The sequence below is a fragment of the Streptomyces sp. NPDC006879 genome (assembly GCF_042869595.1).
Classification (GTDB): Bacteria; Actinomycetota; Actinomycetes; order Streptomycetales; family Streptomycetaceae; genus Streptomyces.
In genome coordinates, this window is record NZ_JBIAGC010000003.1 from 1 (window position 1) to 20,403 (window position 20,403).

General features: G+C 70.4%; 19 protein-coding genes and 1 pseudogene. 12 read left to right on the forward strand and 8 right to left on the reverse strand.

Annotated features, from left to right (window positions below; translation table 11 throughout):
* Positions 1–85 precede the first annotated feature (85 nt).
* Both ACFYMC_RS03220 and ACFYMC_RS03225 read right to left on the reverse strand, forming a co-directional pair.
* Positions 86–448: pseudogene (locus tag ACFYMC_RS03220) on the reverse strand (transposase family protein); the annotation flags it as partial.
* 197 nt (positions 449–645) lie between these two features.
* Positions 646–927 (reverse strand): HPr family phosphocarrier protein, encoded by a 282-nt coding sequence (locus tag ACFYMC_RS03225; RefSeq protein WP_388517979.1) that lies wholly within the window; start codon positions 925–927, stop codon positions 646–648.
* Between the two features lie 172 nt (positions 928–1,099).
* Between ACFYMC_RS03225 and ACFYMC_RS03230 the strand changes: the two genes are divergently transcribed.
* The 4 genes from ACFYMC_RS03230 (at position 1,100) to ACFYMC_RS03245 (ending at position 6,575) form a co-directional block, all read left to right on the forward strand.
* The gene (locus ACFYMC_RS03230; RefSeq protein ID WP_388517982.1) at positions 1,100–3,877 is read left to right on the forward strand and encodes a GNAT family N-acetyltransferase; all 2,778 of its coding nucleotides are present in this window, start codon (positions 1,100–1,102) and stop codon (positions 3,875–3,877) included.
* Positions 3,878–3,930: 53 nt separating this feature from the next.
* A complete protein-coding gene (locus tag ACFYMC_RS03235) occupies positions 3,931–4,527 on the forward strand; it encodes a DUF5998 family protein (RefSeq protein ID WP_388517985.1) in 597 nt (198 codons plus the stop codon).
* A 10-nt stretch (positions 4,528–4,537) separates the two neighbouring features.
* Positions 4,538–5,737 (forward strand): alkaline phosphatase family protein, encoded by a 1,200-nt coding sequence (locus ACFYMC_RS03240; RefSeq protein ID WP_388517988.1) that lies wholly within the window; start codon positions 4,538–4,540, stop codon positions 5,735–5,737.
* A 187-nt stretch (positions 5,738–5,924) separates the two neighbouring features.
* Positions 5,925–6,575, forward strand: coding sequence for a thymidine kinase (locus ACFYMC_RS03245; protein WP_388517991.1), 651 nt, complete (start codon positions 5,925–5,927; stop codon positions 6,573–6,575).
* A gap of 53 nt (positions 6,576–6,628) precedes the next feature.
* Here the strand turns inward: ACFYMC_RS03245 and ACFYMC_RS03250 are convergent, their stop codons facing one another.
* A complete protein-coding gene (locus ACFYMC_RS03250) occupies positions 6,629–7,402 on the reverse strand; it encodes a VOC family protein (protein WP_388517994.1) in 774 nt (257 codons plus the stop codon).
* 224 nt (positions 7,403–7,626) lie between these two features.
* Between ACFYMC_RS03250 and ACFYMC_RS03255 the strand changes: the two genes are divergently transcribed.
* On the forward strand, positions 7,627–8,463 hold the full coding sequence (locus ACFYMC_RS03255) for a sulfurtransferase (RefSeq protein ID WP_388517997.1): 837 nt from the start codon (positions 7,627–7,629) through the stop codon (positions 8,461–8,463).
* Positions 8,464–8,534: 71 nt separating this feature from the next.
* On the opposite strand, the gene sepH is transcribed toward ACFYMC_RS03255, so the two are convergent.
* Complete coding sequence (gene sepH, locus ACFYMC_RS03260) at positions 8,535–9,593, reverse strand: septation protein SepH (protein WP_388518000.1); 1,059 nt, start codon at positions 9,591–9,593, stop codon at positions 8,535–8,537.
* 478 nt (positions 9,594–10,071) lie between these two features.
* Between sepH and ACFYMC_RS03265 the strand changes: the two genes are divergently transcribed.
* A complete protein-coding gene (locus ACFYMC_RS03265; protein ID WP_388518003.1) occupies positions 10,072–10,902 on the forward strand; it encodes a hypothetical protein in 831 nt (276 codons plus the stop codon).
* Between the two features lie 25 nt (positions 10,903–10,927).
* Here the strand turns inward: ACFYMC_RS03265 and ACFYMC_RS03270 are convergent, their stop codons facing one another.
* Both ACFYMC_RS03270 and ACFYMC_RS03275 read right to left on the reverse strand, forming a co-directional pair.
* Positions 10,928–12,256, reverse strand: coding sequence for a D-arabinono-1,4-lactone oxidase (locus tag ACFYMC_RS03270; protein ID WP_388518006.1), 1,329 nt, complete (start codon positions 12,254–12,256; stop codon positions 10,928–10,930).
* Positions 12,216–13,457, reverse strand: coding sequence for an MFS transporter (locus ACFYMC_RS03275; protein WP_388518009.1), 1,242 nt, complete (start codon positions 13,455–13,457; stop codon positions 12,216–12,218). Before ACFYMC_RS03275 ends, ACFYMC_RS03270 begins: the two co-directional genes overlap by 41 nt.
* A gap of 158 nt (positions 13,458–13,615) precedes the next feature.
* Between ACFYMC_RS03275 and ACFYMC_RS03280 the strand changes: the two genes are divergently transcribed.
* Positions 13,616–14,764 (forward strand): ferrochelatase, encoded by a 1,149-nt coding sequence (locus ACFYMC_RS03280; protein WP_388518012.1) that lies wholly within the window; start codon positions 13,616–13,618, stop codon positions 14,762–14,764.
* An 8-nt stretch (positions 14,765–14,772) separates the two neighbouring features.
* On the forward strand, positions 14,773–15,603 hold the full coding sequence (locus ACFYMC_RS03285) for an inositol monophosphatase family protein (protein ID WP_388518015.1): 831 nt from the start codon (positions 14,773–14,775) through the stop codon (positions 15,601–15,603).
* A 218-nt stretch (positions 15,604–15,821) separates the two neighbouring features.
* Here ACFYMC_RS03285 and ACFYMC_RS03290 read toward each other — a convergent pair whose 3' ends face one another.
* Positions 15,822–15,989, reverse strand: coding sequence for a hypothetical protein (locus ACFYMC_RS03290; protein ID WP_388518018.1), 168 nt, complete (start codon positions 15,987–15,989; stop codon positions 15,822–15,824).
* A 340-nt stretch (positions 15,990–16,329) separates the two neighbouring features.
* Here ACFYMC_RS03290 and ACFYMC_RS03295 point away from each other — a divergent pair, with 340 nt between their 5' ends.
* From ACFYMC_RS03295 to ACFYMC_RS03310, 4 genes are all read left to right on the forward strand, one after another.
* Entirely contained in the window at positions 16,330–16,983 is a 654-nt protein-coding gene (locus tag ACFYMC_RS03295; protein WP_388518021.1) for a response regulator transcription factor, read from the forward strand.
* Positions 16,984–16,989: 6 nt separating this feature from the next.
* Positions 16,990–18,234 (forward strand): sensor histidine kinase, encoded by a 1,245-nt coding sequence (locus tag ACFYMC_RS03300; RefSeq protein ID WP_388518024.1) that lies wholly within the window; start codon positions 16,990–16,992, stop codon positions 18,232–18,234.
* A 408-nt stretch (positions 18,235–18,642) separates the two neighbouring features.
* Positions 18,643–18,939, forward strand: a complete 297-nt coding sequence (locus ACFYMC_RS03305; RefSeq protein WP_388518027.1) for a DUF4193 domain-containing protein — start codon at positions 18,643–18,645, stop codon at positions 18,937–18,939.
* Positions 18,940–18,951: 12 nt separating this feature from the next.
* On the forward strand, positions 18,952–19,875 hold the full coding sequence (locus ACFYMC_RS03310; RefSeq protein WP_388518030.1) for a hypothetical protein: 924 nt from the start codon (positions 18,952–18,954) through the stop codon (positions 19,873–19,875).
* Between the two features lie 38 nt (positions 19,876–19,913).
* Here ACFYMC_RS03310 and ACFYMC_RS03315 read toward each other — a convergent pair whose 3' ends face one another.
* Positions 19,914–20,375 (reverse strand): DUF3093 domain-containing protein, encoded by a 462-nt coding sequence (locus ACFYMC_RS03315; protein ID WP_388518033.1) that lies wholly within the window; start codon positions 20,373–20,375, stop codon positions 19,914–19,916.
* Positions 20,376–20,403: the final 28 nt, after the last annotated feature.

Below are 20,403 nucleotides of genomic sequence, written 5' to 3' on the forward strand. Positions count from 1 at the left end.
CCGGGCCGACAGATCAAACACAAGGCACAAGCAGCCAGCCAGAGTACGAGTCAGGCGCGGCCGGAGCGACACGACCATCATCACAGCCGGAGTAGAACGGCCGGTCCGCGGCGATGCGGTCGATGGGTAGCAGGGTGCCGTCCAGGATCAGGTACGCCTTGGCCGAAGCGGTCCGCACCACGTCGGTCAGGACCGGGGCGAGAGCGGCCAGGAGCTCGACCGCCTCGGTGACGTAGCGGTAGGCCGTCGTGGTGCCGATGTCGAATCCGGCGGCGAGCTGGGCGTAGGTGTGGCCCATCCGCAGGTGGGCGAGGGTGAGCAGGGCCTGGCGGCCGGCGCTGAGGCGCCGCCACCGGGAGCCGATCGTGCGGCGGTGGCGTCGCAGTTGCTGTGCGAGGAAGCGGAGGGCGGAGCTGGACACGTCGACGCCCGACGGGTAGACAAGCACGTGAAGCCTCTGGTGGAGCTGGTTTTCTTGGTCGAAAACCCATCTACCAGGGGCTTCACCATGTTGTCAGCCCAACAGCCGCACTTCAGAACCAGGTTGGAAAAGGCTCATTGGCTGCGTTTCCCGGTGCAGTCGGCAAACGATTGAGCCGCGGCCCTCCGGGAGGGGCGCGGCTCAATCGTGGAGGTGTGGGGTGACTACACGGTCTCGGGAAGCTCTTCCAGTCCCTCGGCCACCAGCTTCGCGAGGCGGTCGAGCGCGACCTCGGCGCCTTCGGCGTCGGAGGCGAGCACGATCTCCTCGCCGCCCTGTGCCCCGAGGCCGAGCACGGCCAGCATGGACCCGGCGTTGACCGGGGTGCCGGCGGCCTTGGCGATGGTCACCGGGATTCCGGAAGCCGTGGCGGCACGGACAAAGATCGAGGCGGGACGAGCGTGCAGGCCCTCGGCCCAGCCTACGTTGACGCGGCGCTCTGCCATGGTGATGCCCTTCAGGTTCTTACCGGTTGTCTAGACCAGTCTCCCATATGCTGCGGAATGCTCGGACCGGCCTCCGGTTGCCGTCCACCCGCCGCTCGACCGTGTCCAGCTTGCACCGGTATATGGCTCGTTGCCTATCCCGCCTCGCGGGCGTGCCCCGTACTCTTGGCCCATGCGGAGCGCGTCGGACATCTCGTACCCGGCCCACTGGGAAGCGGACATCGTGCTGCGTGACGGCGGCACTGCCCGGATCAGGCCGATCACCACCGAAGACGCCGGCCGGTTGGTCAGCTTCTACGAACAGGTCTCGGACGAATCGAAGTACTACCGCTTCTTCGCCCCCTATCCCCGACTCTCCGACCGTGACGTCCGACGCTTCACCCACCACGACTACGTGGACCGAGTGGGGTTGGCCGCGACCATCGCAGGGGACTTCATCGCCACCGTCCGCTTCGACCGCACCGGACCCGATGGTCGCCCTGCTTCCCTGCCGGCCGATGTCGCCGAGGTCGCCTTCCTCGTGCAGGACTCTCACCAGGGGAGGGGTGTGGCCTCCGCACTTCTCGAACACATCGGGGCTGTCGCCCGCGAGCGCGGCATCCGCCGGTTCACCGCGGAAGTGCTCCCGGCCAACACCAAGATGATCAAGGTGTTCACGGATGCGGGCTACACCCAGGAGCGCTCCTTCGAGGACGGGTCGGTCCACCTCACCCTCGACCTCGAACCCACGGCCAGGTCCCTGGCCGTCCAGCGGGCCCGCGAACAACGTGCCGAAGCCCGTTCCGTCCAACGGCTGCTCTCTCCCCGCTCGGTCGCCGTCATCGGGGTCAGCCGCTCCGGTGGCGGGGTGGGCGCCGCCGTGCTGCGCAACCTCGCTGGCTCCGGCTTCACCGGCCACACCTACGCGATCAACCACAAGCTGCCCCCAGGACCCGACCAGATCCGACTGGAGGGCGTCCCCGCCCATCGCTCGCTGTCCGACCTCGGCGAGGCCACCGGAGAAACCGTCGACCTCGCCGTACTGGCCGTGCCGGCCGACCGGGTACCCGAAGCGGTCGCCGACTGCGGCGAGCACGGAGCGCAGGGACTGGTGGTCCTGTCCGCCGGCTACGCCGAAAGCGGCCCTGCCGGCGCCGAGCGCCAGCGTGAACTCGTACGCCAAGCCCGCAGCTACGGCATGCGGATCATCGGACCCAACGCCTTCGGGGTCATCAACACCGCCGCCGACGTCCGGCTCAACGCCTCCTTGGCGCCCGCGCCCCCCACCCCCGGCCGGATCGGGCTGTTCACCCAGTCCGGGGCGATCGGCATCGCCCTGCTGTCCGGACTGCTGCACCGCGGGGCGGGACTCTCCTCGTTCATCTCCTCCGGCAACCGGGCGGACGTCTCGGGCAATGACTTCCTCCAGTACTGGTACGAGGACCCGGCAACCGACGTCGCCCTCCTCTACCTCGAAACCCTCGGCAACCCGAGGAAGTTCACCCGCCTCGCCCGTCGCACGGCCGCGGTCAAGCCGGTCGTGGTCGTCAAAGGAGGCCGGCACAGCGGTGCCACCCCGGCCGGGCACACCGTGCCCGCCACCCGCATCCCCGACGCCACCGTTTCGGCGCTGCTGCGCGAGGCCGGCGTGATCAGGGTCGACACGGTCACCGAACTCGTCGATGCCGGCCTGCTGCTGGCCGGACAGCCGCTGCCCGAAGGCCCCCGCATCGCGATCCTGGGCAACTCCGAATCCCTGGGGCTGCTCACCTACGACGCTTGCCTGACCGAAGGACTGCGCCCGCTGCCCCCGCTGGACCTGACCACCGCGGCCACCCCTGCGGACTTCCGTAGCGCGCTCACCCGAGCCCTGGCCGACGAGCGCAGCGACGCCGTGGTGGTCACCGCCATCCCCTGGGTCGGGGAGAGCGGCATCGAGGGGAGCGAGGGGACGGACGTCCTGGCCGCCGCACTGCGCGAGGCAACCGCGGCCGGCCCCGTCAAACCGGTCGCCGTGGTCCACGTGGAGATGGACGGGCTCGCGGCGGCCCTCTTCGGCGCCGCACCCGCCACCGAGCCGCTACCGCCAGCGCCCGCAAACCGCCGGATCCCCGCCTACCCCGCCGCGGAACGCGCGGCACGGGCCCTCGCCGAAGCCGTGCGCTACGGCGCATGGCGCCGCTCGGCCGCCGAGCCGGGGCGGGTGCCCCAGTACCAGGACCTGGACGAGGCCGGGGCCGCCGCTCAACTGGAGCGGCTGACCAAAACGCTCACCGGGACGCAGAGTGCGGCTCTCACCGATGACGACGCGCGGGAACTGCTCGCCCGCTACGGGATCTCGGTCTACCCCACCTTGCCCGCCTCCACCCCCGCCGCAGCGGCCGAAGCCGCCCGCCGGCTCGGATATCCCGTGGCGCTGAAAACCACCGCCCCCCACCTGCGCCACCGCGCCGACCTCGGCGGCGTCCGCCTCGACCTCACGACCGAGGCCGAACTGCTCCGCTCCTACGAGGAGCTCACCGAGACTCTGGGCGCGCCCGGCGAACTGCTTCCCGTGGTTCAGGCGATGGCCCGCCGGGGTGTGGACACCGTGGTGCGCGCCACCGTCGACCCCGCCGTCGGCGCTGTGCTCTCCTTTGGCCTGGCCGGGGTCGCCTCGGAGCTCCTCGGCGACACCGGACACCGTCTCGTCCCGGTCACCGACCGGGATGCCGCCGAGCTGGTCCGCTCGATCAGGGCGGCACCGCTCCTCTTCGGCTGGCGCGGCAGCGACCCCGTGGACACCGCCGCCTTGGAGGACCTGCTGCTCCGGGTCTCGCGGATGGTGGACGAGCATGCCGAGATCACCGGGGTGTCCCTGGAACCGGTGGTGGTCGCAGCCGGGGGCCTGTCCGTGTTGAGCGCCACCGTCAGGGTCGCCCGTCCGCCGGCCCGCACCGACCTTGGGCCGAGAACCCTGCCGAGCTACTGACGCCAGCTCCCAGGCGGGGCTACCGCCCCCGTCCGGGCCTTAGGATGGACCTCATGGCGAAATCCGGTACGACGACCCAGGGGCTGCGCGCGGCGATCGAGCGCAGCGGCTACTACCCGGCCCTCGTGGCCGACGCGGTGGAGGCCGCTGTGGGCGGCGAGCCGGTCTCGTCGTACCTCGTGCACCAGGAGACCACCTTCGACTCCAACGAGGTGCGCCGCCATGTCACCGTGCTCGTCCTGACCGGCAACCGGTTCATCGTCAGCCACACCGACGAGCAGGCCCCGGACGCAGGCTCCACCACCCCTTACGCCACCACCTCCACGGAATCCGTGAAGATCGGTGCGATCTCCTCCGTGGTGGTCAGTCGGGTGGTCTCCAATCCCGAGTCGTACACCCCCGGCACCCTGCCCCGAGAAGTCGTCCTCACCATCGGCTGGGGCGCCGTGTCCCGTCTGGACCTGGAGCCCGCCGCCTGCGGCGACCCCAATTGCGACGCCGATCACGGCTACACCGGCAACTCCACGGCCGACGACCTGAGCCTCAGGGTCAGCGAGGCCGGCGACGGTCCCGACACCGTCCGGCAGACCCTGGTCTTCGCCCAGGCGCTGTCCGAGGCCACCGCCGCGTCCGCAGTGCCCGGCCGCTGAGGCCGACCCGATGACGCACTCCGCCTGGCCCGAGCCCGAACCGGCCCTCCTCGATCTCGGGACCGCACCCGTGCCTGCCTATGGCACCGGCTCGCTCGCCGACCTGCTGCCCACCCTCGCGGCCGGGCAGGGCGTTCCTGACCTCACGGCCTCCCTGCCCGAACTCACTCCGGCCGACCGCAACTGCGTGTTCTTGGTGGACGGGCTCGGTTGGGAGCAGCTCAAGGACCACCCCGCGGAAGCCCCCTTCCTCACCTCGCTGCTGGCCAGCTCCCGCGGCGACACCGGCCGTCCACTCACCGCGGGCTTTCCGGCCACCACCGCCACATCCCTGGCCTCGGTGGGAACCGGTCTGGCGCCGGCCCGCCACGGTCTGCCCGGCTACACCGTGCGGGACCCGGAAACCGGGGCGTTGATGAACCAGCTCCGGTGGCGGCCGTGGACCGACCCGCACGCCTGGCAGCCGTATCCGACCGTCTTCCAGCTGGCTGACGCGGCAGGCATCGCCACCTCCCAGGTGTCCTCCCCGGACTTCCAGCACACGCCGCTCACCAAGATCGCCCTGAGCGGCGGGACCTTCCACGGACGGTTGACCGGAGAGGACCGGATGGACCTCGCCGCGGCGCAACTGGCCTGCGCTGACCGGGCCTTGGTGTACACCTACTACAGCGAGCTGGACGGCGCCGGTCACCGTTTCGGGGTCCGTTCCGACGACTGGCGCGGACAGCTGATGAGGGTGGACCGGCTCGCACAGCGGCTGGCCGAACAGCTCCCCGCCCGCACCGCCCTGTACATCACCGCTGACCACGGCATGGTGGACATCGCCTTCGACGAGGAGTCTCGGATCGACTTCGACGAGGACTGGGAGCTGCGCGCCGGAGTCGCCCTTCTGGGCGGGGAGGGACGGGCCCGCCACGTGTACGCGGTTCCCGGCGCCGAGGCCGACGTGCTCGCCTGCTGGCGCGAGGTGCTCGGGGACCGCTTCTGGGTCGCCAGCCGTGAGGAAGCTCTCGCGGCGGGCTGGTTCGGGGCGCCGGGCGAGTGTGATGAGCGGGTGACCGGGCGGATCGGGGACGTGCTCGCCGCCGCGCACGCGGACGTGGCGATCACGGCGTCGATCCGGGAGCCCAACGAATCGGCCATGACCGGCATGCACGGTTCGATGGTTCCCGCCGAGCAGCTCGTGCCGCTGCTCCAGGTACGCTCCTGACCCTCCTCCTTCACCCGCCCCTTTCCCCTGGCCCGAAAGCTTCTCGACTCCCCATGCCCGAGCTGGTGTTCTTCTGCGCGGAGAAGGACAGTGTGCGGATGTGTGCCCGCCGGGGCGCGGGCCCATCCCAAGGCGCCTGGCGCCGGCGGGGCCCGTTCCACCCGACCCGAAAGGTCTCCTTCCACTGATGTCCGAATTGGTATTTTTCTCCGGCACCATGGATTGCGGGAAGAGTACTTTGGCTCTCCAGATCGGGCACAACCGTTCGGCCCGGGGGCTTCAGGGTGTGATCTTCACGCGGGATGACCGGGCTGGTGAGGGGAAGCTGTCCTCGCGTCTCGGCCTGGTCACGGAGGCGGTGGAGGCTGCGGAGGGCATGGACCTGTACGGGTACCTCGTGCGGCAGCTCTCACAGGGCGGCAAGGTCGACTACGTGATCGTGGACGAGGCCCAGTTTCTCGCGCCGGAGCAGATCGACCAATTGGCCCGGGTCGTGGACGAGTTGGGTTTGGACGTTTTCGCCTTCGGTATCACCACGGACTTCCGTACCAAGCTCTTCCCCGGTTCACAGCGGTTGATCGAGTTGGCCGATCGGATCGAGCAACTTCAGGTCGAGGCCCTGTGCTGGTGTGGTGCCCGTGCCACGCACAACGCCCGGACGGTGGGTGGGGAGATGGTGGTCGAGGGCGCTCAGGTGGTGGTCGGTGATGTGAACCGCGCGGCGGGCGAGGTCGGATACGAGGTGCTGTGCCGACGCCATCACCGCCGCCGCGTGACGAGCGCCGCGGCCCACGCCGGGGCCCTTTCCCCGGACGTCCTGCCTGTCAACCACGCCTGATCGGGCACCCATCGGGCCGCCCTGGGCCCTGCGGGGAAGAGCCCAGTCGAGGTTCAGCGTGCCGAACGCAGGATCGTGAACACCGCGCCTTCCGGGTCCGCGACGACGGCCATCCGGCCGGCCGGCCCCTCCTGGGGGGCCTGGAGCACCCGGCCGCCCAGGGTGGTGATCTGCTGGGCTGCCGCGTCGGGGTCCGCCACCTCGAAGTACGTCATCCAGTGAGCCCCCCGGTCCCGCGGCAGGGCCCTGCCGACCCCGTGGGCGGAGGCGACCGGCCGACCGGCCAGACGTAGCGTCAGGTAGTCGAGGTCCGCTGAGACCTCCTGCTCCACCTCATGGCCGAAGACGGATGCGTAGAACTTTCCGACCGTCGAAGTCTCCTGCGTGAGCAGCTCGTTCCAGACCGGCGTGCCGGCGGCGCCGGACAGCTGGGTCCCGGTGTGGCCGGCGGCCTGCCAGATTCCGAAGATCGCGCCCCCGGGATCGGAGCAGATCGCCACCCGTGCGGCGTCCCCGGCCTCCAGGGGGCCGACGGCCACGGTCCCGCCGCAACTACGGATCGCCTCGGCCGTCCGTCCGGCGTCGTCGGTGGCCAAGTACGTGGTCCAGGCGGTCGGCAGGTACCGGTCGCGCGGGAGCTCACCGATGCCGGCCACCTCCTTGCCGTCGAGGACGGCCCGGACGTAGGGCCCGAGTTGCTGCGGGCCGGGTACGTACTCCCAGCCGAACAGCGCCGCGTAGAACTGTTCGGTGGCGGCGAGGCCGTGCACCATCAGGCTCACCCAGCAGGGAGTGCCGGGCGTACGCCGAGTCAAAGGCTCGGTCATTGTCATAGTCTCCTCGGACCGTCGGGCGGCCGTGCAGGGAAGGGACGCCCCGCGGTCCGTTCGGTGCGCGGGGCATCCGTCGCAGATGCTTCCACCACCTGGCCGTCTGCGCGCCCTGACCGGGCCGTTTTCTGGACACCGGCGGGTGAGGTTGGCTGATTCCACCTGGTCGTTCTCGTCCTGGACGGTTAGTCACCGGTACGGGGTTGCGCGAGGATGGGGCCATGAACCCGATCATCTCCGTATCCGAGCTGGCCGCTGCCGTGGCCAGTCCCAGGCCGCCGGTGCTCCTGGACATCCGATACCAGCTGGGCGTGAAGGGCCTGCACGCCGAGTACGAGGCCGGCCACGTCCCCGGAGCCGTGTTCGTAGACCTGGACCGGGAGCTCGCCGGCCCGCCGGGCGTCGGTGGACGCCATCCGCTGCCCGAGGTCGAAGCCTTCGGTGCCGCGATGCGCCGGGCAGGCGTCACGGCCCAAGCGCCGGTCGTCGTCTACGACGGCTGGGTGGGGTGGGGTGCGGCTCGGGCCTGGTGGCTGCTGCGTTGGGCGGGACACCCGGACGTGCGGGTGCTGGACGGTGGGCTTGGCGCCTGGAAGGCTGCCGGCCACCCGCTGTCCGCGGAGGAACCCAGGCCGGCGCCCGGGGACTTCAAACCGGTACCGGGTGGAGCCCGGTTGCTGGATGCGGACGGCGCCGCATCGATGGCCCGATCGGGGCTGTTGATGGATGCCAGGGCGGGGGAGCGGTACCGCGGGGAGACCGAGCCGATCGATCCGGTAGCCGGCCACATCCCCGGCGCGGTGAGCGCCCCCACCACCGAGAACCTGGACGCGGAGGGACGTTTCCTGCCGGCGGAGGTCCTCAAGGCACGCTTCGCCGGGCTCGGGGTGACCGAGGACCTTCAGGTGGGTGTCTACTGCGGCTCGGGGGTGTCCGCTGCCCAGCAGGTGATCGCCCTGGAGCTGGCCGGGGTCCGGGCGGCGCTTTACGCGGGTAGTTGGTCTGACTGGTGCGCCGACGGCACGCGTCCCGTGGCCACCGGGGCCGACGCCTCCTGACAGCGCCGGTGCCGGCCGTGTCGCGGGGCGTGGGTGCTGGTGGTGCCGTTCCCGGCACCACCAGTGGACCACTACTCCTGCTTCTTGCGGCGGGTGCCGAAGACGATCTCGTCCCAGCTGGGCACCGCGGCGCGCCTGCCGGGGCGCACCCCGTCGGCTTCCGCCTGCCGGTCGGTGGTGCCGGTCAGCCTGTCCCGGTGTCCTGCTACGGCGCGGGGCATCAGGACGTCGGCGTAGGCCGCGCCGGCGCCCGCCGAGGCGGCTGGAGCGGGCGGCTCCTCGGCCTCGGCTTCGGACTCCTCCGGGTCGGGTAGGGCCGCCGGACGCTCCGGCACCACGAGGTCGCCGCGGAAGCTGGGTACCGCCTCCAGGAGGCTGGTGAGGGAGTCGCGTTCCTCCTCGGCTTCCGGGGCGGCGGAGGGCGCGCGCTCCAACTGGCGGTCGAGGGATCGGTCCAGAGGTCGGTCGCGGGGTAGCCGCGCGATCCTGGGCACGAACGGGAAGCTCGGTTCCGGGGCGCTCAGATCGTCGGTCTCGCCGATGAGGCTCCGGGCTTCGTCGTCGACTGCCTGCACGAGTCGCCGGGGCGGGTCGTACGTCCAGCTGGCCGCGTGTGGTTCAGCGGCAACCCGGTAGACCAGCAGTACTTCCCAGGTGCCGTCGTCCCTGCGCCAGGAGTCCCACTGCACCGAGTCCTTGTCGGCCCCGCGCATGAGGAGGCGCTCCTGCACGGCTTCGCCGAGCTGCGGTCCGGTGTTCTCACCGGGGCGGCGCACGGGGGTCTTACGGGCACGCTCGGCCATGAACGCGCGCTCCGCGAGTACCGGGCCCTCGAATCGACGGACCCTGTCCACCGGGATGCCGGCGAGTTGTGCGACCTCCTCGGCGGAGGCGCCGGCTCGTATCCGGGCTTGGATGTCGCGGGGGCGGAGGTGGCTCTCCACCTCGATCTCGATCTGACCCAGCCGGGCGCGGTCGTTGCGCACGGCGGCCCGGAGCCGCTCATCGATCGGAAGCGTGTACTCCGTGCTGTCGGCAGCCTTGAGCACCAGTCGTGTGCCGTCATTCGAGACGGCCACGACACGCAGTTCGGGCATGGGGACCTCCCGGGTGGTGCCTGCCGACGTCACCTGCGTCGCTGCTTCCGCTAGTCGAGTGTGGCCTGCCCGGGTGCAGCCTGCCACAACCTTGCCGAGTTCAACCGGCGTGTCGGGCATGCACCCATGATCGCCGCTGTGGCACGGTTGCTCTTTGCAACGCAAAGTGACGAACGGTCACTCTGCGCAGCGGCTTCCGTGCGGTTGCGGCGCCACCGCCGGTACGAGTGCCGTTTTCGGCCCCCTCCCGTAGCCGGGCATCCCGCAGGGAGTCCGGCCTCAGGGTTGGCCACAGTACTCCATTCGGGCCACCTGGGTGGACCGCCGCGCCGCCGAACTTGTCCCGCGGTAGGCGAGTTGACACGCGGAAGTGCGTACGGGAGCGGGCGCGTGGGTGGTGTGCTTCACAGAATCCACCCAACCGGAACCAAAGCTGCCGCCCGATAGTCACTCAGGAGTGAATGGGGCGGATGTCCGAAAAGAAGGCGTACCGCTGGACGGTAGGGCAGGGATGGCTGAGGGAACCGACAGGAGGCTGGACCTGAGCGTTGCTCAGGTGGCCGGTAGCGCGCTGGCAGCGGTCACCGCTGCGGTCCTCGCGTCCAGACTCGGTGTGTACGGGACGATCATCGGGGCGGGTGTGGTGAGTGTCGTGGCCACCGCCGGTGGCTCCGTCTTCCAACACTTCTTCACCCGTACCGGGCAGCAGTTGAAGGGCGCGGCCAGCCGCGCCGGCCGGTCGGGGGCCGGACGTGAGGAGAAGAGCCCCGGAGCGCCGATACCTGGTGGCGGCGGCGCCGCCGGTTCGTCCGTGACGGCCGCCTTGAGGGGGCCCGGTCCGTCGGAGTTCGGGCGGCCCTCGGTGCATGGCACCCGGATGCGCGGCTGGAAGCGCACGGCGCTCGCGGCGACTGTGGTGTTCGGCGTGGCCATGGGCGGGTTGACCGCCTACGAATGGGTGGCCGGCGGCGCCGTGGGGTCAAGCGGAGCCAGCACCACGGTCGGTGGGCTCGTCGGCTCCAAGAAGGGATCGGGAGAGGGGAGGCAGGAGTCTCCCTCGAAGGAGCCGACCCACCCACCCGGCCCGAGCAGTTCGCGGGGTGCCGGTGGGTCCGGGTCGGGCGGGAGCCAGAGCCCCGTCGAGCCCGCACCGACACCCACGGGGACCGGTGGTCAAGACGGGGGCCGGCAGTCCGCCACTCCTGCGCCCTCGGCCTCTTCGGAGTCCGCGGGCGCGGACTCCACGCCTTCTTCGCCCTCTACGTCCACTTCGTCCTCGCCGAGCGACCCCGTTCCTCGCGCGGAACAGCCCACCGAGCCCGACTCCGCGCCGACCGGATGAGCCGGCCGGCGCGGAGTCGCAGCGATCATTCGCCCAGCACGCGCCGCAGGTAGTCGTTGCCGAAGACCCGGTCGGGGTCGAGCCGGTCACGCAGCGCGGTGAACTCCTGGAAACGCGGGTAGACACCGGCGAGGTACTCGGCGTCGCGGGTGTGCACCTTGCCCCAGTGCGGCCGTCCGCCGTGGGCGGTGAAGATGCGTTCGGCGGCGGTGAAGTAGGCCTGGTACGGCGTACCCCGGTACTGGTGCACGGCGATGTAGGCGGTGTCACGTCCCGAGGCGGTGGACAGCGCGATGTCGTCGGCGGGGGCGGTGCGCACCTCCACCGGGAAGCTGATCCGCAGCCCGGTGCGCTCGATCATCGCCTTCAGTTCCCGCAGGGCCTCGACCGCCGCCGTTCTGGGCAGTGCGTACTCCATCTCCACGAAGCGCACCCGCCGGGGTGAGGTGAACACCTTGTAGGGGATGTCGGTGTAGGTACGCGCGGACAGCGCTCTGCTCGCCACCCGGGCGATGGTCGGGATGGTGGCCGGGAGGAACTGGCCCACGGTGCAGGCGGCCTGGAAGACGCCGTTCGAAAGCAGTTCGTCCTCGATCCAGCCACTGACCGCGCCGGGCGGGGCCGCCGGGCCGGCGCTGCGGTTGTTGCGCTTGGTGTTGCAGTTGCCGGTGTGCGGGAACCAGTAGAACTCGAAGTGCTCGTTCTCGGCGACGAACCGGTCGAACTCAGTGAGCACACGGTCGAAGGGCATGGGCTCTTCGCGGGCTGTCAACAGGAACACCGGCTCCACTGCCAGTGTGAGGGTGGTGAGGACGCCCAGTGCGCCCAGCCCCACCCTGGCCGCCGCGTACGCGGTGCGTTCTTCCTCGGTGCCTTGTTCCGAGCAGTGCAGCACCCTGCCGTCGGCAGTGACGAGGTCGAAGGCACGGACCTGCGCCGCGAGGGAGGCCGAATCCCGTCCCGTGCCGTGGGTGCCGGTGCTGATGGCGCCGGAGACGGTCTGCTCCATGATGTCGCCCATATTGGTGAGCGACAGCCCTTCCTGCGCCAGTGCCACGTTCAGCGCCTTCAACGTGGTGCCCGCGCCCACGGTCACCGTGCCGGCCCGCCGGTCGATCTCCAGTACGCCGCAAAGGCGTTGGGGGCGCAGCAGCACCCCGTCGGTGGCGGCTGCCGCGGTGAAGGAGTGGCCGGTCCCCACCGCCTTCACCCTGAGCCCTTCGGCGGCAGCCCGGCGGACTGCTTCGCGTACTTCCTCGACCGTTGTCGGGGAAGTGGTGCGGGCGGGTAGGGCGGTGACGTTCCCCGCCCAGTTACGCCACGTGCTGTGCTTCTTCAGTGTCGTCGTGCTCATCGGGCCCCTCCCGTCGCGCCGGCCTGGTCAGCCGGCGGTAACCCGCGAACGCCACCGCCGCCGCGGTCGCCCCGGCCGCCACCGACACGACGTACCCGCTCTTCGCCCCGGCGGCGTCGATGACCCAGCCGGCGGCCGAGGAGCCGAGCGCGACGCCGACCGCGAGCCCGGTGCTCGTCCAGGTCATGCCCTCGGTCAGCTGCTCGCGCGGTACGTGCGCTTCGATCAGGGCCATCGTGGTGATCATCGTGGGTGCGACGGCGAGGCCCGCGGCGAAGAGCGCCACGGCCAGAAACGGAAGGTTCCCGGCCAGTAGGAGGGGGATCATACTCATGGCCATCGCACATACGCCCAGTACCCAACGGCGCTCCGGTGCACCCTTCAGGTGCAGCAGGCCGAAGACCACGCCGGAGAGGCAGGAACCGAGCGCCCAGACGGCCAACACCAGGCTTGCCGCGGTCTTGTTGCCCTGCTCCTCCGCGAATGCCACGGTCACCACGTCGACCGAGCCGAAGACGGCGCCGGCGGCGGTGAACGTACCCACCAGTACCTGGAGTCCCCGGGAGCGGAGGGCGGAGCGTTTGGAAGCGCCCGCCCTGCGGGGGTGCGGCGCGGGTTCGGTTGCGCGTTGCGCGGTCAGCCACCACACGCCTACCAGGAGGAACAGCGCGGCGATCAGCGGTCCGGCCTCCGGGAACCAGATGGTGGACAGTCCGATCGCCGCGATCGGCCCGAAGATGAAGCAGATCTCGTCGACGACCGATTCGAAGGAGTAGGCGGTGTGCAGTTCCCTCGGTGCCTCGCGGTAGATGTTCGTCCAGCGTGCGCGGACCATCGAACCCACGCTCGGGACGCAGCCCGCGCAGGCCGAGAAGAGGAACAGCGTCCAGTCGGGGGCGCCTTGTTGGGCGCACATCAGCAAGCCGCCCACGGCGGCCACGGCGATGAGGGTGGCCGGCCGAAGTATCCGGCGCTGTCCGTGCTCGTCGACGAGGCGGGAGATCTGCGGGCCGAGGATCGCCGCGGACAGGGCCAGGGTGGCGGTCAGGGCGCCGGCCAGCCCGTAGCGTCCGGTGAGTTCGGAGATCATCGTGACGATGCCGATGCCCACCATGGACAGTGGCATGCGACCCAGGAGTCCGGCTGCGGTGAAACGTGCGGAACCGGGAGCGGCGAAGATCGCCCGGTAGGGACTGGCCAAGAGGGGCTCCGTAAGGAATGTAATAGGCCCACACAGATTACGGGCGGCGGGTGCCGATCTGCACGGGGTTTCCCATGTGCAACTTAGGTAAACCTTACTTGTTGGCTCGTGGCCGGGTCGCCCGCGGGCCGTCCGGCACGGGTGGCAGGATTTCAGGCATGTCAGACCTCCACACCCCCGACTCCGCAAGCCCCTACGACGCCCTGTTGCTGCTCTCCTTCGGCGGCCCCGAGGGCCCGGACGACGTTGTTCCGTTCTTGGAGAACGTGACGCGCGGCCGGGGGATCCCCCGAGAGCGGCTCCGCGAGGTCGGGCAGCACTACTTCCTGTTCGACGGGGTCAGCCCCATCAACGACCAGAACCGCATGCTCCTCGACGCCCTGCGCAAGGACTTCGCCGAGCACGGGCTAGACCTGCCCGTGTACTGGGGCAACCGGAACTGGGCTCCCTACCTGACCGACGTGCTCCGCGAGATGGTCACCGACGGCCACCGCCGCATCGCCGTCCTGACCACCAGCGCCTACGCCTCGTACTCCGGCTGCCGGCAGTACCGCGAGAACCTCGCCGACTCCCTGGCCGCACTCGCCGCCGAAGGCCTGGCGCTGCCCCGGGTGGACAAGCTCCGGCTGTACTTCAACCATCCCGGATTCATCGACCCCATGATCGACGGGGTGCTCGCGGCCCTTCAGTCGTTGCCCCGAGGGGTGCGGGACGGCGCCCAGCTGGCGTTCACCACCCATTCCATCCCCACGGCCGCCGCAGATGCCTCCGGCCCGCCGCAGGGGCACACCCGAGACGGCGAGGGCGGCGCCTACGTCCGCCAGCACCTGGACGTCGCCCGGGTGATCGCAGAAGCCGTGGCTGTCCGCACCCAGGTGGCCGAGCGGCCCTGGCGGCTCGTCTACCAGTCGCGCAGCGGCGCCCCGCACGTTCCGTGGCTGGAGCCGGACATCTGCGATCACCTGGAGGAGCGACACGAAGCCGGCGCCCCCGCCGTCGTGATGGTCCCGATCGGTTTCGTCTCGGACCACATGGAGGTCAAGTACGACCTCGACACCGAGGCCACCGCCAAGGCCGCTGAGCTCGGGCTGCCGCTCGCCCGGTCGGCCACCGTGGGTGCGGACCCCCGGTTCGCCGCCGCGGTGCGCGAGCTACTGCTGGAGCGGGCCGCGGCTGAACGCGGCCTGCGGCCCGAGCGCTGCGCCCTCGGCGCCCTCGGCCCAAGCCACGACCTGTGCGCGGTGGGCTGCTGCCCGGCTCGTGCACCCCGCCCGGCCGCCGCCGGGGCGGACAGCCCTTACGCGTGAGGAGAGCCGTGGACGCCAAGGAAGGTTCCGCAGGACCCGTGGACGAGCAGCTGACCGGGGAACTGCTCCGGCTGGCCCTGGAGGCCGCCCGTCGGGCGGGCGAACTGTTGCGTGACGGCCGGCCGGCGGATCTGGGCGTCGCCGCGGTCAAGTCCAGCCCGGTCGACGTCGTCACCGAGATGGACCTGGCCGCCGAGAAGCTGATCGCCGGATTCCTGTCCGAGCGCCGACCCGAGGACGCCCTGCTCGGCGAGGAGGGTGCCAGCAGCGAGGGGGCCAGTGGGGTCCGCTGGATCGTCGACCCGTTGGACGGCACGGTGAACTACCTCTACGGCCGGCCCGACTGGGCGGTATCCATCGGCGTGGAGTACCAGGGGCGGACGGTGGTCGGTGTGGTGGAGGCGCCGATGCGCGCCGAGACCTACAGCGCCGTCCTCGGGGGTGGGGCGCAGTCGAACGGCAAGCCGCTGCGCTGCCGGCCCGCGGCGCCGATGGACCAGGCGCTGATCGGCACCGGCTTCGGCTATCTCCAAGGCCGCCGCGCCCATCAGGCCGACGTGGTCCAGCAGATCATCCCGAGGGTGCGCGACATCCGGCGTTGTGGCTCCGCCGCCATCGACCTCTGTGATGTCGCCGCGGGACGGCTCGACGGGTACTACGAGCGCGGGCTCGCACCCTGGGACCTTACCGCCGGCGTCCTGATCGCCCGTGAGGCCGGCGCGCTGACCGGAGGTCGCCCTGGCCAACCCGCTTCGGGAGAACTGGTACTGGCGGCCACGGAAGCCGTCTTCGACCCGCTTCAGCAGCTCCTGGAGGCGCTCGGCGCCTGGCACGACTGACGTCCGCGGCGCCGACCCGGGTGGGCACAGGACTTGGGCCCCGCACCGACCGGTGCGGGGCCCAAGTCCCCCCGCGCCGCGCGATTCGGCGTGCGGGGGAAGGGGGTCGATGGGAGGAAGGGTTCGGTGGGCGGGCCGGACAGCTGGCTGCCGTCCGGGGCGGTCAGTGCCCGGGGTCCTTGGTCCGGATCGTGTCAGGCGGATCCGAACGGGGATCCCTAGACGCTGCTGACCTCCACGCCGTGCTCGGCTGCGAGGCGGTGCAGATCGTCCAGCTCTGCCTGCTCGACTTCGACCAGGAAGTCGTCGCCCGTCTCGCGTGCCCTGCGGAGGTCGGACTCCGTGGTGGTGATGCGCTGCAGAAGGCCTGCGGTGAATGCGTCCATGGTGCGCCCCCTCGTCGTGGGTCGTGGCACGGGTGTGCCGAGTGGTGATCACCCTGGCGAGGGCGTGGCGCGCCGCATACGAGGGGTGATCGAGATGTGCAGTCGTCCTCCCCTGCACCCGCGAGCCAGAAACCTCGTCGATGCCGGGAATCCTCGCCCGAGGATCGGACCGGAGGCGTCGGCTGTCCTCGACCGAGGCCGCCTTACAGCCGGTTTACAGCGAAACCGGGCAGGATGGAGGCGCAGATGCACGTGATCGCTGCTGCGTGTCCGTATGCGGACGCATTCGTAGAGTGACGAAGAACACCCGCCCGGGCGGGGTCAGAGGAGGGAATGCGCCGTGCGCGTACTCGTCGTCGAGGACGAGCAACTGCTCGCCGATGCGGTGGCCACTGGACTGCGCCGGGAGGCCATGGCCGTCGACGTCGTGTACGACGGCGCCGCGGCTCTGGAACGGGTCGGTGTCAACGACTACGACGTGGTCGTGCTCGACCGGGACCTGCCCCTGGTCCACGGGGACGACGTCTGTCGCAGGATCGTCGAGCTGGGCATGCCCACCCGGGTGCTGATGCTGACCGCCTCCGGGGACGTCAGCGATCGAGTGGAGGGGCTGGAGCTCGGGGCGGACGACTACCTTCCCAAGCCGTTCGCCTTCAGCGAGCTGACCGCCCGGGTGCGCGCCCTGGGGCGACGCACCACCGTCGCGCTACCCCCCGTGCTGGAGCGAGCCGGCATCAAGCTGGACCCCAACCGCCGCGAGGTGTTCAGGGACGGCCGGGAGGTGCAGCTCGCACCCAAGGAATTCGCCGTTCTGGAGGTCCTCATGCGCAGCGAGGGCACCGTGGTGTCGGCCGAGCAACTGCTGGAGAAGGCCTGGGACGAGAACACCGACCCCTTCACCAACGTGGTCCGGGTCACCGTGATGACCCTGCGCCGCAAGCTCGGCGAGCCACCGGTCATCGTCACCGTGCCCGGCTCCGGCTATCGGATCTGACGCCGCATGGCAGCCAATCCCACGCCCCCCGCGGCGCCTCCGAAACCGACCTGGCCCCCGGCGCCCGCCGAGGGTCCCTTCCCCTGGCTCAGGCCCACCATCCGGATACGCCTCACGCTGCTCTACGGCGGCATGTTCCTGATCGCCGGGATCCTGTTGCTGTCGATCATCTACCTGCTGGCCGCCCAGGCCCTGCACGTGGGCAATGCGGCTCCGTTCCAGATCGACGGCGGGGACAACGTCCGGGTATCCAGCAGCAGCTGTGCCGGAGTGACCGGCATCCTGGACGTCAACGAGTTCAACCAGGCCGTGGCGCAGTGCATCAACGAGCGGCGCAAGGAGGCCCTGGACGACCTCCTGAGCCGTTCCCTGATGGCCCTGCTCGGGCTCAGCGTGATCGCCTTCGCGTTCGGGTACGCCATAGCGGGACGGGTGCTGTCCCCGCTCGGTGAGATCACCAGGACGGCGCGGCAGGTGGCCGGGTCTGACCTGAGCCGCCGCATCCAGCTCGACGGCCCGGACGACGAGCTCAAGGAGCTGGCCGACACCTTCGACGAGATGCTGGACCGTCTGGAGCGGGCCTTCACGGCGCAGCAACGCTTCGTGGGGAACGCCTCACACGAACTGCGGACCCCGCTAGCGATCAACCGCACCCTGCTGGAGGTGCACTTCTCGGACCCCAACGCGCCCGTGGAGTTCCAGCAGCTCGGCAAGACGCTGTTGGCCACCAACGAGCGCAGCGAGCAGCTGGTGGAGGGCCTGCTGCTGCTGGCCCGCAGTGACAACCAGATCATCGAGCGCAAGCCCGTGGACCTTGCCGAGGTGGCCGCGCGCGCCATCGACCAGGCGCACGGCGAGGCGGACGCCAAGGGCGTGGAGATCCGCGGTGAGCGGGCACCGGTGGTGATCCAGGGCAACGGCGTGCTGCTGGAGCGGATCGCCCTGAACCTCGTCCAGAACGCCGTTCGGTACAACATCGCCGAAGGCGGCTGGGTCGAGGTCACCACGCAGACGCAGCACGGTCAGGCCGTGCTCACGGTCTCCAACACCGGGCCGGTGGTCCCCGCCTACGAGATCGACAACCTCTTCGAGCCCTTCCGGCGTCTACGGACCGAGCGTACGGGCAGCGACAAGGGAGTGGGTCTCGGGCTCTCCATCGCACGGTCGGTGGCGCGGGCCCACGGTGGCCGTATCATCGCCGAGCCCAGGGAGGGCGGTGGCCTGGTGATGCGGGTCACGCTCCCGCTCTGAGCCACCTTTCCGACTGTTGTTCGCTTTGGGCGGAATCTGCCTGGAATCGGCCGCGTGTGACTGGTTCGCCTCGGCCGAATTTCTGTGTGATCGATCACAGTGAAGTGTTATGGATCATGTACGGTCCGTGACCTCGGAAAGGGCAGGAAAACCGGGAAAAGTCCGGGTTTCCGGCCCCTATTCGGGCGGGAAGTACAGGGGGTGACACCTGAGCGGAGTGCCCCCGGGACCGTGTACGGTCCCGATCGCCATCCAAGCCGCAGGCCTCTTCGGGGGTCCGGCTGGGTGTCGATTGAGTAACAGACCTTGATGTGAGGCAAAATCTCCGCCTCAGGTCGGGCACAAGTCCGGCCTCTCGCGCGTTACGTGCGCTGAGACACCGCTAACACCCAGAGGGGGAGAGCGAATATGGCAACGGACTACGACACCCCACGCAAGACCGACGATGACGTCGATTCGGACAGCCTTGAGGAGCTGAAGGCCCGGCGCAACGACAAGTCGGCTTCCACCGTCGACGTAGACGACTTCGAGGCCGCCGAGGGCCTGGAACTTCCCGGCGCGGACCTTTCCAACGAGGAACTGTCCGTACGCGTCCTGCCTCGGCAGGCCGATGAGTTCACCTGCATGAGCTGCTTCCTCGTGCACCACCGGAGTCAGCTGGCCCGCGAGAAGAACGGCCAGCCGATCTGTCGCGACTGCGACTGAGGCCGGCCGGCCGTGGCAGGCTCGTCGCCGTTCCGCAAGCGCCGCTACCGGAAGCAGGGTTCACCGGAGGCGTACGAGGGCTTCCCAGGCCCCCCACAGGGCCTGGAAGCCCCCTTGGAGGGCACTGCGGGGCTCTCGTCGCTGCCGGAGGTCACGGGGACCGAACAGGAGCCCCGGCGGACGCCCGGGGCTCGACGGCAGCAGGCCGCACAGGCGGCCCACACCGTCAAGAACGGCGTCCGCAAGAGCGGTGAAGGCGCTCGGGTGGCCATCGCCTATCTGGCCGACCGCCTCATCGAGAACGCCCCACGCGTGCCCGTGCGTGACCTGGGGACACTGCGCAGGCAGTTCCCGGGCCTCGATCCCGATCAGCTAGCCGACAAGCTGATCGCGGGTGCGGTCATGGCCACGTCCACCGTTGGGGCCGGTGTGGGCGCGGCTGCCATGCTGCCGGTCCCGCCCGCGATGCCGGCGGAGCTGGCCGCCGAGATCACCGCCGTTGCTGCGATCGAGCTCAAGCTCATCGCCGAACTCCACGAGGTCTATGGTCAGCGCCCCCAGGGCAAGCTCATAGCGCGCAGCCACGCCTACCTCACCGCATGGACCGAGGAGCGCGGCATCGACGTGGCCAGACCCGCCACCGTCAACGCGGCGCTGGGCAGCCAGTTCAAGCGGGAGCTGCGCCAGCAGATCATGAAGCGGATGGTGCGCAACCTGCCGAACCTGACGCCCTTCATGATCGGAGCGGCCGTTGGCGCCGCACTCAACCGGCGCGACACCAAGAAGATCGCCGAGAAGGTGCGCGCAGACCTGCTCCGCGGCGCCGTTCCCTGGCACGCTCTGCCGCAGCTGCCCCCGCTGGAGCGTCCACGGGCGCCGTTGGACGCCCGTACCGTGGACCCCAGAGCCGTAGAGGGCCCCTGGCACCTCGGCTGAGGCTCCTTCGGCCGCGTTGTTCGTTCCGTGCCGCCGGTTCAGGCGTCGGGCCGGCCCGCCCGCAGCGCCTGGGACAGTTCCTGCGGCTTGCGCGTGGACAGATAGACGTACGGTGTCGGATCCGCCGGGTCGATGATCTCCACCCGCACCGCGGTCGGCACGTAGCTACGCATCAGCATGAAGGCGCGGGGGTCCGCCTTGTGGGTGCGCCAGGCCCGGGCCTCTTCCGCGTTCAGCACATGCGGCTCTCCCAGCGCGGCCAACGGGATCCGCGCGTCCCCGGCGGCGAGCGCCCCACCCACCACCCGCACCCTCGCCGCACCGTAGGAGCTCACCAGCAGCCCCGCGAACGCGCATCCGCCGACCAGGCCCACCAGCGTCGGCAGCAGTCCGAGCGGAAGGGCGATCAGGGCGCCGGCGACGCCGACGAGTACGACGATCGCCCACCATGAGCGGGGGGCGGTCAGGCGTTCGTCGTAGTGAGTGGCGGAGAGCTGCATGCCCCCAAGCTTGGCACGGCGCGACTCG

Excerpts from the sequence above, each read along its gene's own strand:
- ACFYMC_RS03225 (WP_388517979.1), bottom strand. The coding sequence starts at position 927 with ATGGCAGAGCGCCGCGTCAACGTAGGCTGGGCCGAGGGCCTGCACGCT.
- ACFYMC_RS03230 (WP_388517982.1), top strand. The coding sequence starts at position 1,100 with ATGCGGAGCGCGTCGGACATCTCGTACCCGGCCCACTGGGAAGCGGAC.
- ACFYMC_RS03235 (WP_388517985.1), top strand. The coding sequence starts at position 3,931 with ATGGCGAAATCCGGTACGACGACCCAGGGGCTGCGCGCGGCGATCGAG.
- ACFYMC_RS03240 (WP_388517988.1), top strand. The coding sequence starts at position 4,538 with ATGACGCACTCCGCCTGGCCCGAGCCCGAACCGGCCCTCCTCGATCTC.
- ACFYMC_RS03245 (WP_388517991.1), top strand. The coding sequence starts at position 5,925 with ATGTCCGAATTGGTATTTTTCTCCGGCACCATGGATTGCGGGAAGAGT.
- ACFYMC_RS03250 (WP_388517994.1), bottom strand. The coding sequence starts at position 7,402 with ATGACCGAGCCTTTGACTCGGCGTACGCCCGGCACTCCCTGCTGGGTG.
- ACFYMC_RS03255 (WP_388517997.1), top strand. The coding sequence starts at position 7,627 with ATGAACCCGATCATCTCCGTATCCGAGCTGGCCGCTGCCGTGGCCAGT.
- ACFYMC_RS03265 (WP_388518003.1), top strand. The coding sequence starts at position 10,072 with ATGGCTGAGGGAACCGACAGGAGGCTGGACCTGAGCGTTGCTCAGGTG.
- ACFYMC_RS03270 (WP_388518006.1), bottom strand. The coding sequence starts at position 12,256 with ATGAGCACGACGACACTGAAGAAGCACAGCACGTGGCGTAACTGGGCG.
- ACFYMC_RS03280 (WP_388518012.1), top strand. The coding sequence starts at position 13,616 with ATGTCAGACCTCCACACCCCCGACTCCGCAAGCCCCTACGACGCCCTG.
- ACFYMC_RS03290 (WP_388518018.1), bottom strand. The coding sequence starts at position 15,989 with ATGGACGCATTCACCGCAGGCCTTCTGCAGCGCATCACCACCACGGAG.
- ACFYMC_RS03300 (WP_388518024.1), top strand. The coding sequence starts at position 16,990 with ATGGCAGCCAATCCCACGCCCCCCGCGGCGCCTCCGAAACCGACCTGG.
- ACFYMC_RS03305 (WP_388518027.1), top strand. The coding sequence starts at position 18,643 with ATGGCAACGGACTACGACACCCCACGCAAGACCGACGATGACGTCGAT.
- ACFYMC_RS03315 (WP_388518033.1), bottom strand. The coding sequence starts at position 20,375 with ATGCAGCTCTCCGCCACTCACTACGACGAACGCCTGACCGCCCCCCGC.